This is a genomic window from Candidatus Latescibacterota bacterium (genome assembly GCA_019038625.1).
In the GTDB taxonomy this organism is placed as follows: domain Bacteria; phylum Krumholzibacteriota; class Krumholzibacteriia; order Krumholzibacteriales; family Krumholzibacteriaceae; genus JAGLYV01.
Genome location: JAHOYU010000220.1, coordinates 1 through 9600 on the forward strand (window position 1 = coordinate 1; position 9600 = coordinate 9600).

Here is a 9600-nt window from a genome sequence, read left to right on the forward strand (position 1 = left end):
CGGTTCGAGTGTAGCAAGTGGAGTATACTTCTACAAAATCGAAGCGGGCGAGTTCGAGAGTACCAAAAAGATGGTACTTTTACGGTGATATGGATCCTGCTGGTGTGTGGGCGATTTGACAGCATGATCATCGTTGGTGTATAATGGACCAGTATTAAACGGTAACTGATTTCCACTCGAGAGGAAGCTATGTTGAGAGTTCCTTCTGAGCTGGAGAGACAGTACCGCCGATACTTGAATGGCTGGGGGGACGCAGCCGTTCTCCTGTTCTCATCTCTAAAGGAGGGCTGTCCGGAGCGGGCCGATTTACAGGCCTGGGCGGCGCTCGTTCTCTCCCGAATATTTATTGTGAAGGGTAGCCTCGATCTTGCCAGGGCGTATATCGGGCTATCCAGACAGCTTTTCAAGGCGTGTTGTGATGGAACAGTGCCGGTGGGGTTGTGGGTAAACAGCGCGGTGATCGACAGGTTGCAGGGAAGGTATAGAGATTCAGAACGCCTGCTCAGGCGGGCGCATCGGTTATCACTGGGGAGAAATGATCCGCTCTCTGCCGCGAAAGCCTCCGTGAATCTTGCTGTAGTTCTGTCGGGGCATGAAGGTGATGCCATGGAGGTCTCTGAACTGCTCGGGTTCGCAATCACATCTTACAAGAACCTGCAAAATGATTCTGATCTTGCAAATGCCAGGATAGCGCTTGCTTTCACCATCCTGAGAGCAGGTCGTTATGATGAGGCGGTAGATCAAATATCCAGCATGATCGACGATCACACGCTTCATCGCAGGCAGAGGATCAATGCAATGTTGATCGGGACCAAAGGATTGCTGGAGATGGATGATCTTGCCGGGGGATCGAGCCTTCTGGAGGAATCCGGCAGGCTCATCGGTAGCGGGAGACTCTTTCGTTCCGAAAAGATCCGGTGGCTGAATCTGATGTCCAGGCATGAATATATTGTAGGCAGGAAAGGGGCTGCTGAAAAGTACGGTATCAGCGCCGATATGCTTTCGCGGGAAAAGGGCCTGGTTCATCTGCCTTACGAGATGGTGGTTCGGGATGTACACATCGAAAGCGAGAAGGATATTTATCCGGGCAAGTCGGTTTTTGTTACAACAGACAGAAGGACCCGCAGGATCCTGTCCCGAATCAGGAAAGCTTCCACTATACCGATGCCTGTTCTCATTGGAGGAGAATCTGGTACGGGTAAGGAGATACTCGGGCGAATGATACATCACTGGAGTGGACGGGGAGATCTTCCTTTTCTCACAGTGAATATCGCCGCTCTCCCGGCTGATCTTTTTGAGAGCTCTCTCTTCGGCTATGTGAAAGGAGCTTTTACCGGAGCGGAGCAGCCAAGGCCCGGAATCTTTGAGGCTGCTGGAAGTGGAACAGTCTTTCTGGACGAGATCGGAGAGCTGGCGCCTCGACTCCAGTCCAGATTGCTCAGGTTCCTTGACTGTGGTGAGTATATCCCTGTGGGTGGTACGAAGATCAGGGTCTCAGAGGCCAGGATCATTGCCGCGACAAACAGACGGCTCGCGGAATCGGTGAAAAAGGGTGTATTCCGGAAAGACCTGTATTTCAGGTTGAACGTCTTGAGTTGCGAGTTGCCGCCGCTTCGGGAAAGACCTGATGATTTCATCCCGCTAAGCAGGTACTTTCTGGGACTATTTTCCAGTACATATGGTATCGGGCCGTTCTCGCTAGGAAAAGGTGTGAAAAAGTTTATCATGAAATATGACTGGCCGGGAAATGTGAGGGAACTCCGAAACGAACTTCTCTCGGCAGCTGTGAAACGGGAGAAAGGGACGATTCGCGTTACCGATCTTTCTGATCGGCTTGCTGGATTTCTATTTCGGGATGGTGCCAAGGTCGGGATGGGACCGGCCGGCCATGCGGGAGATGTCCGGGATAATCATTCGTCCACCGATAGCTCTGATTCTCTTGAACTCAAAATCCGGAACATGGAACGAAGCGAGATAGAAGGCGCCTTGTTCCGGGCCAGAGGCAATCGCAGCAGGGCAGCAATCTCTCTCGGACTGAAAAGAACAACCCTACTCTACAGGATGCGCAGGTGTGGATTGACTGTAGAAGATTAGAGTTTGTACCCGAATTTCCTCAGGATATCATGACGCCATTTCTTTCCATCCTCATCCTCGATGCCTGCCGGCAAGTTGCCATCTATTATACCCAGCACTCCGCGGCCGCTCCCATTATTGGCAAGGATCACTTCGGTCGGATTGGCCGTGGCACAGAATATTCCGCAGACCTCCGGTACCATCTTTACTGCGTTGAGAAGGTGTATCGGAAATGTATTTTTCAGAAAGATTATGAATGTATGGCCTGCTCCGATAGCCAGCGCATTCTTTTTTGCAAGTTCGATCATTTCCTCGTCGTTTCCGGAATAACGGATAAGACAATCCCCGGATGCCTCGCAGAAAGCAAGCCCGAACTTGATTCCCGGGACGGCGTTGACCGCCGTTTCATGAAGGTCCTCTACAGTCTTGATGAAATGAGACTGACCGAAGATGAAGTTGACTTCATCTGGTTTTTCGACCTTAACAGTCAAGATTTCCATGATCTCATCCTCCTGAATCCATCATTCTCTGGCTATATTATGTGACTTTATCTTGTTATGCAAATGTTGCCTCGTTACTCCCAGATGGCCGGCGGTCTTTGTGATCTTCCAGCCGTTTTTCAAAAGAGCTTCGGTGATTATCTGTTTCTCCAGGACTCCCAGTTTCTGTTTCAGGGTAGCTTCTTCGGTGAAGTCGCCCAGGAACTTGTTTTCGTCCAGAAGTTGCGGGAAGAACTCTTTCGACAGGATAGTCGAATCTCCACAGAGTACAAGAGATCTTTCAATAGTATTCTCCAGCTCTCTTACGTTTCCCGGCCAGTCACCGGACATGAGGAGCTTCATAGTCTCCGGTACTATCCGCATTTCTTTCTTGTTCATCTGTTTGGAATATTTTTTTATAAAATGTTCAGTCAAAGGAAGGATATCGTCTTTTCTTTCCCGGAGAGGGGGGATGTTGAGTGGAATGACGTTGAGCCTGTAAAAGAGATCCTGGCGGAACCGACCGGTATTGATGTCTTCTGTGAGGTCGCGGTTTGTCGCGGCAATGATCCTCACATCGACTTTTATCGTATTATTGTCACCGACCCTGCGGAATTCGCCTTCCTGAAGGGCGCGAAGCAGTTTGACCTGCAGTGGCAACGGCATATCACCGATCTCATCGAGAAAAATCGTTCCTCCATTCGCGGTCTCGAATAATCCTGCCTTGTCATTCGTCGCACCCGTAAAGGACCCCTTTTTATGTCCAAACAGCTCGCTTTCGAGAAGCTCGAGCGGGAGTGCGCCACAGTTGATAGGAACTATGGCCTGGTCCTTACGTGTACTATGATGATGAATAGCTTTTGCTATCAGTTCCTTGCCGGTTCCCGTCTCTCCATGTATCAGGACCGTGGAGTCAATCGGCGCAACCTTGTCGATCAGCTTGAATATCTCGCCCATCGATTTGCTTTTTCCGATGATCCCGGAATATTCGTACTGTTCGGAAAGTTCCTGCTTAAGCATAAGGTTTTCTTTTGCCAGATTTTCCCTTGAAAGGATCAGTTCGCCATGAAGTCTGGCGTTTTCTATCGTTACTGCCGCCTGGGAAGCGAACGCTGTGATGATAGACATATCGTCTTGTGTGAGTTCTATTGTCAGCCTGCTCGAGTCGGTGTAGATGACGCCTATGACCCTGTCTTCGAGAATCAGTGGTACGCAGGCGGCTGTGTGCAATCTTAGATCGATGACACTCTGCTGGTTCTTATAACGGTCGTCATCAGTGAAATTCGAAAAAACCGTCTTTCCGTTCTTAAAGACATCATTGATGATTGTCCTGCTGAGTTCAAAATCGTCTTCGACAAGCGGTTTTTCCTTTCTGTCCCGTGCTATCCGAAACTGGAGTTCGTTGTCCTGGTCCGCGAGCATCAGGAATCCGCGGTCTGTGTCAGCAAGGTTGATGACAGAATCTATGATGCCTGCCAGAAGTTCGTTGAGGTTCAGGGTAGAATTAAGGTTTTTCGAGATCTCAATAAGCATCTCGAGTTTATTCAGTCGGCGTTTAGCCTTGCTTAGTTCTCTCGCAGTGTTCTTTCCTTTTTCTATCGAATCTGAAGCTTCAATAGAGTCCAGGGCGCTTTCTGCCTCGGCAAAGAAATCGTTGGCACTGCCGGAATTATCCTTGTCCATTTCCCCAACATCTCCTTCCATGAATATCCTCAAAAGTGTATTTGTACGTACAATACGTTCGGAGAATACACCACAATTGAACAACCATGGTGCATTCGTCTCGGTGGTCTTTTGAAGCCCGATTATGCAGATACATCTGTATCAGCATGAGTCGCAGGCGATTCGATGGTTCTCGATCCTCGATCGGTATGGTCTTCATTATTCCAGTATCAAGGCACATTTTTTGTTACTTCTGTCTCCTGAGGTGATTCGTCAATGTTATTAATATGTGATCCTGACGATCTGTACCTGTTTTCGATGACAGGCAGAAAAACGCTGATAACCGTTCCGATGCTCTCTTCGCTGTGAAGTTCGATACGGCCTCCGTACGATTTTATTACCTGTTCAGCGATATACAGTCCGAGCCCGGGATGCGGCTTGCCTGAACTGCTGTGACTTTTTGTAGAGTAAAAAGGGTCGAATATCTTCTGCCTGATGTCTCTACTGATGCCATAACCATCATCCATTATTTCAAAGATCACATTCTTATCCGAGATATCCGTCTTTATGGTCACGTTTCCGCCTTTGCTTGTTGGCAGAGCCTCAACGGCGTTTTTCAGGATATGATAGATCACCTGGAAAAGTTCGCTTTCTCGCATCGGCAGATTTGGGATATATCGGTTGAGCTTGAGAGTGATCCGGATGCCAGGGTCGATATGTCCCTCACTTCTGATCCTTTCGGCCCAATGTGTTACCACTTTATTCAGGTCTGACATCTCTTCGGTGTCGGGATTCGACCATTTTTTGCTCACAATACTTTCGACCAGTTCTTCGACTAGAGATGTGTGATAGGTCAGCTGGTCCAGGAGGGAGGTGAGGTGTTCGAAAACCCGCGATCTTCCTGATGTCTCAACACCCTTGATGGAATCAGGTATGTCATAAATGCTGCGCAGTTCCTTTTCCAGGTGTGAAGCGTCCTTCATTATCTGGGAGACAGGGCAGGACATGCTGTAGGCAATACACCTGGAATGGTTGTCGATTCCGGCATTCATTTTCATCGATTCTATCTTCTTGTTCTTCCTGGCTATAATAATTTCCAGATTTCGAATATACAGTGACTGGTCTTTGTCATTCATGCCTATGCGTTTCCGGCAGGAAAGTTCCCCGCACTCAAAGGACTCCCCAACTGTTGCTGATTTAGACCCCGATTGTAATGGACAGACCCCACCCTCTGGCATAGGCAGCGATCCAGGCTGGCCTGCGACCAGGCTGGCAGTCATCACCTGTCTTTCTGCACAAGGCAATATTTCATATCGACTTATCGTACTGGCACCTATTGCCACCGCATACACCATGCCACCAGCCATCCGTATTTACAATGATATGTAACTGTTAGCAAACAAATGAGATATAAGCGCAATCCACCCTGTTCGGCAAGCGTGGGATCAATAAAACAAATCTCTTTCGTAAACAATAATTTACGCTGCCAAAGGTAGCTGTCGCGTATCAGGTTGTAATACAACAAGATAAGTTAGTGTAACATATAATTGACGAATGTAAAGAAATATTTACTGAAATTACTCTTCGAATTGAATAACTCGGTGATATTTATGGTTTAAGGGGGTAATGGTTCCATCCTGTTCAACGGTAAGGACAAGTTCCGTGGAACTGCCTCTCTCATATTCAGCCTGATCGACGATCTGAACGGATATGTCATTTCTGCCGGAAAGACGTTTAATTACATTTTTCGACAGCAGCCCGGAATTGTCTGTGAGGGCTGTTAAAAAAAAGCATAAGAGATTAACCTTTGTTGTGACAACGGTTTTCAGACGGTCCAGGGAGCTTGTTCGGGTCGGCTGACTTGACTGCGAATACAGAAATTTGTTACAATGTAACTCAAGCGATTCTGATAAGGCGGATGACATACAGGGTAAATCAATTGACGCGAAGATCCGTGCGTATGGACGCACTGGAAGGTGTTTATGAGACGTATTTACCATGGTGTCATTTTCTTTTTCCTGCCGGTCTTGGCCGCTGTCATAACAGTCTGTTCTATGTCGGTTGCTGTAAGGGCCGGAGATCTTGGAAGGGCCAAATACGATTTCTCTGAATATATGGTTAACGCGGATCCCGGGGAAGATCCTCATTTGAAGATCGATCCCGGCGTCACGGAATTTACATTATATGATGTCAGGGTCGGATCCGCACCGCCCGTTTCAAGTGGAAGTGGTCAGGATGTTATGCTCCGGGGGCAAGACAGAGCAAAAATGACTAATGCCAGATGGTATTCCCGTGTGAACCCTAAATTCAGGATGATCATTATGATGATCAGCTTGACGCTGACACGCTAATTCAGCCGGGACCCGGAGTAATGCAGGATCAAAGAAACGTACTGGAAAAATTACTGGTCGATATTTATCATCTCAATGAGAGGTGTGACCACAGGCAGGCCTACCAGTGTTCCCTTGAGGCGGTCAGTCTGTCTGGAGACCCTGGCGTGGAAACACCGCTCAGGTACAGGGTAATGCTTGCCGCGGCTCGTTGTGCCTACTACCTCTCGCTTTTTGATGAATGTCTCTGCCATACCGATATGATTCCTGATGAAGATGGGACCAAGTCGAGTTTCAGGAAGCCCGATTCAGATGACACCCTTAAAATCCCTGGATCAGTTATAGTTTTCGAAGCACGAGTCATAAGGGCCAATGTCGCTAGAAGACGTGGAGAATTCACGGAGGCGATATCGATCCTTGACCGGGCGATTGAAGATGCTGGGGACGGGATTCCTTCGCGATTGATTACCGACAGACTTCTTTCGAAAGGATCATGTCTGTACCTGCTTGGCAGGCATGGTGAAGCCAGGGAGCATCTTGAGACGGCATTGGGATTCGCTACTCATGATGACGATATTAGAGCTCGTTCAAGAATCCTTGTGATGATGGGTCTTATCTCGAGGACTATGGGCTTTATGGATAAGGCTCTTGATTATTTCAGCAGAGCGAAGGATCTATGCAGGCGGTATAACGATAATTACGCAGAAGCAGCAGCCTGGTTAAATGAAGGTATAGCTTTGTATCATCTTGGTAAATTTGATGAGTCAGAGAAAGCTGCCGTTCGCGCCAGAAGCCTGTTTGGAAAAGTGGAGTGGGTACTGGGAGTATGCAGGACGTTGATCCTTCAGGGTAATAACAAGAGAAAATGTGGTGAATATCCGGGGGCCATTCGATGCTATAAGAAGGCGGGAGAGATAGCGGGTGCTAATGGTTTCAAGAGAGAGCTGGCCCTGACGCTGAATCTGGTGGGCGCGATATCTGGTTCGCGGGGAGATCTACCTGCCGCGTTGAAGTTTCTGACCGAGGCACTTGGTGTGATTTCGGGGGTCGCTCCAAATGGGGATGTCGCTTGTGACATCAGACGCAGGCTCGGACTTGTTTTCCTTCTTCAGGGTAAATTATCGGAAGCTGACAAATATTTTGAATCAGCCCTGCGAGATGCCGTTAAAGCCGATGATAAGTGGTCTTCCGGTTTGATATTAAGAGCTCGTGGGAGTAAAGAGTTCAGGACAGGAGACAGAGACAGGGGAAAGATTCTCTTTAAAAACGCTATCGATCACTTAAGAGCTGGTGGATGCGTTCACGAATTGGCCAGGACACACCTGATATTCGCGAACGAGCTTTACTGCCTTGAAGGAAAAGGGTTTTTGTTGCCGGACCCCGGCAATGAATCGGCTGTTGATAAAGCGCTGCACAGTCTCATAGAAGCGAGTCATCTCTTTTCGGGAACAGATGATGATATCAACAGGAAGAAGACAGATCTTCAATTGAAGAAGGTGCTTCGATATAAGAGGAACTCAGATCTGATAAGGGTGGATCCTGTGAGAGACAGGGATGTCCTGATTCTCGAAAAATCGCAGGATCTATTGATTTCCGAAAAGCTGGTTGCCGTGTCGGATAGTATGATCGAAGTCTGGAAGAAGGTGTCGTTCGCTTCCTCGTTCTCCAGGCCGGTCCTCATCACGGGAGAGACAGGGACAGGGAAAGAATTGATAGCGAGATCGATCCATGACAAAAGCGACAGAGCTCATAGATCGTTTGTCGCAGTCAATTGTGCTGCGATTCCGGATCACTTGTTCGAAAGTGAGTTTTTCGGGCACCGAAAGGGATGTTTTACAGGGGCGCTGACTGACCGGAAGGGATTTTTTGAGGAAGCTGACGGAGGAACGATATTCCTTGATGAAATCGGAGAGCTGACGATGATCCAGCAGGTAAAATTGCTGAGAGTGTTGCAGGAGAAGAAGATCAGGAAAATCGGTGAAAATATGGAGAGGCCGGTCGACTTTAGAGTGATATCCGCTACGAACAGAAGTGTAGAAGATATGGTCGAGATTTCCAAATTCAGGCAGGACTTGTACTACAGGATCAATGTCGAGCATATTCATCTTCCCCCGCTGAGGACTCGTCCCGAGGATGTAGCAGCTCTTCTGACCTGGCGTGTATGTGGAAACGGAAACGGCTCATCACGCAGAGTAAGGATAGAGAAGCTTGCCCTTGAAAGGTTACAAGCATATATATGGCCCGGTAATGTCAGGGAATTGATCTCGGTCGCTGACAGGGTAAATCATATGATAGATTCAGAGTTGATAACAATTGATATGCTGCCCGAGAAAATAAAGAGTTGCTCTGAGATGTATCTTCCCGAAGATTCAGCAGATGAAAGATCACGGACAGAACACGGTTCTCTAAAAGAAAAACTGAACAGGATCATGTCCATATGTCGAGGTAACAAGTCTGCAGCCGCGAAATGGATGGGGATATCAAGGGGAACCCTCTACAAGGAACTCAGGCGAGCAGGTTTGGGACATTACATCAAATAATTCCTGAAAAATAATCACACCTTACAGACTATCGATCCAACAAGAAGAAAACGATGTATATTGTGTTCACAGTGTGTACTGGATCAACACAATTAGATATATAGATAAGTACTTGCTTCTATGTATCTAACGGGATTTGTTCAATATCACCGTATACAGTGTAGACAGTTGTTTCGTTAATCATAGAAAATCCCTGTACTTCAATATTTCAGCTATCAAAGATTTCCAATTTGTATCCAGTTGTCATATCACAGGTTATGCTTGTTAAGGCAAAGACCTTCATAATAATGGAGTGCGATTTGATAATGGCACAGATCGTGATATATAAGTCTGATGTCAATCGCTTAACAGAATCGTTTTCCTGGAATGTCCTGCCGGTATGGAGGACATTCCAGACAAAGAACCATCGGGTTTCTACGGCGCCGCTCTGAGTCCCCCCATCGCGCAACAAGTCGTAGACAGAGATGGTTCTTTTTTTGTCAATCATGTCGCACCTGTTCATCCTGTGCATAACTG

7 protein-coding genes are annotated in these 9600 nt (G+C 47.6%); 3 read left to right on the forward strand and 4 right to left on the reverse strand.

The genetic code is table 11. The features are described 5' to 3' along the window. The first annotated feature begins 189 nt into the window (after positions 1-189). Entirely contained in the window at positions 190-2094 is a 1905-nt protein-coding gene (locus tag KOO63_14510; GenBank protein MBU8923027.1) for a sigma 54-interacting transcriptional regulator, read from the forward strand. Here KOO63_14510 and KOO63_14515 read toward each other — a convergent pair. From KOO63_14515 to KOO63_14525, 3 genes are all read right to left on the reverse strand, one after another. Then, positions 2091-2573, reverse strand: a complete 483-nt coding sequence (locus KOO63_14515) for an adenosine-specific kinase (GenBank protein ID MBU8923028.1) — start codon at positions 2571-2573, stop codon at positions 2091-2093. The two genes, KOO63_14510 and KOO63_14515, sit on opposite strands and share 4 nt — an antisense overlap. Before the next feature lie 21 nt (positions 2574-2594). Beyond that, entirely contained in the window at positions 2595-4235 is a 1641-nt protein-coding gene (locus tag KOO63_14520; GenBank protein ID MBU8923029.1) for a sigma 54-interacting transcriptional regulator, read from the reverse strand. 209 nt (positions 4236-4444) lie between these two features. After that, on the reverse strand, positions 4445-5350 hold the full coding sequence (locus tag KOO63_14525) for a sensor histidine kinase (protein ID MBU8923030.1): 906 nt from the start codon (positions 5348-5350) through the stop codon (positions 4445-4447). Positions 5351-6196: 846 nt separating this feature from the next. Here KOO63_14525 and KOO63_14530 point away from each other — a divergent pair. Together KOO63_14530 and KOO63_14535 are read left to right on the forward strand one after the other, a co-directional pair. Then, positions 6197-6565, forward strand: coding sequence for a hypothetical protein (locus KOO63_14530; GenBank protein MBU8923031.1), 369 nt, complete (start codon positions 6197-6199; stop codon positions 6563-6565). A 20-nt stretch (positions 6566-6585) separates the two neighbouring features. Then, positions 6586-9084, forward strand: a complete 2499-nt coding sequence (locus KOO63_14535; protein ID MBU8923032.1) for a sigma 54-interacting transcriptional regulator — start codon at positions 6586-6588, stop codon at positions 9082-9084. A 208-nt stretch (positions 9085-9292) separates the two neighbouring features. Here KOO63_14535 and KOO63_14540 read toward each other — a convergent pair. After that, on the reverse strand, positions 9293-9600 hold a 308-nt coding region (locus KOO63_14540), incomplete at its 5' end, for a hypothetical protein (protein ID MBU8923033.1).